The 1,125-nt window shown below is 65.8% G+C and carries 1 protein-coding gene; it reads left to right on the top strand.

The genetic code is table 11. From position 1 onward, the window contains the following. Positions 1–113 precede the first annotated feature (113 nt). Positions 114–1,124 (top strand): IS481 family transposase, encoded by a 1,011-nt coding sequence (locus CWC38_RS11815; RefSeq protein WP_121846893.1) that lies wholly within the window; start codon positions 114–116, stop codon positions 1,122–1,124. The last annotated feature ends 1 nt before the right edge of the window (position 1,125 follow it).

Genomic DNA, 1,125 nt, shown 5'->3' with positions numbered 1-1,125 from the left:
TGTTGTGGGGCATGAGGTTGTTGGCACGAGCGGTGGGCTGATGTGAGGTGAGCGGGCTCTACCCCGCAGGATGGAAGTTCCTCAACAACCCATCCGCACGAAAGAACCCGCTCATGACCCACGCTAATGCACCCCTGACCCCAACCGGCCGTCTGCGCATGGTGCACCGTCATCTCCACGACGGTGTGCCCCAGGCTCACGTGGCTGCGGAGTTCCGGGTCTCCCGGCCCACCGTGGCCACTTGGGTGGCCCGTTACCGTGCTGAAGGCGAAGCAGGACTGCGTGATCACACCAGCCAGCCCCGGAGGCAGCCGAGTCAGATCTCCGCGGAGGTCGTGGAACGCATCGAGTCCCTGCGGCGAGATCGAAAGTGGTCGGCCCGGCGTATCCACCATCACCTGCAGGGGCTGGGGTACCAGCTGCATCTGCGTACCGTGGGCCGGTGGTTGCACCGACTCGGGATCTCCCGGCTACGTGATCTCACTCCGGATGGGGAGAACCTGCGCCGGGCACCCCAACGCATCCGTGCCGGCTGGGCCGGGCACATGGTGCACTTGGATGTGAAGAAGCTCGGGCGGATCCCTGACGGTGGTGGATGGTGGGCCCACGGGCGAGGCTCCCAACAAGCCCTGGCTTCCAAACGCGCCCACAAGCAGCGCGTCGGGTACACCTACATCCACTCGGCCGTGGACGGGTTCTCCCGCCTGGCCTACACCGAGGCCCTCGATGATGAGAAGGCGGCCACCACGATCGGGTTCTTCTCCCGGGCCCGGGCGTTCTTCGCCGCCCACGGGATCACCCGCATCCACCGGGTGGTCACCGACAACGGGGCGAACTACACGGCTAAAGACTTCACCCGGACCGTGGAAGCACTGGCCAGCAGGCATCAGCGGATCCGTCCTTACACGCCGCGGCACAACGGCAAGGTCGAGCGCTACAACCGGCTACTGGCCGATGAAGTGCTCTATGCCCGCCCATACGCCAGTGAGCAGGCCCGCCGGGAGGCGATCGGAGTGTGGGTGAACCACTTCAACTACCATCGACCTCACACCGCCTGCGGTGATCAGCCCCCGGCCTCACGCACCCCCGCCCGAGTCAACAACGTCATGCCCTCTTACACCTAGG

The sequence above is a fragment of the Kocuria tytonicola genome, assembly GCF_003687455.1.
GTDB classification, from domain to species: Bacteria; Actinomycetota; Actinomycetes; order Actinomycetales; family Micrococcaceae; genus Kocuria; species Kocuria tytonicola.
The sequence above is the reverse complement of the archived record's forward strand: the minus strand, read 5'-3'. Positions and strand labels throughout refer to the sequence as shown.

What these genes read in the sequence shown, in the direction of transcription:
- CWC38_RS11815 (WP_121846893.1), top strand. Translation starts at nt 114, where the DNA reads ATGACCCACGCTAATGCACCCCTGACCCCAACCGGCCGTCTGCGCATG.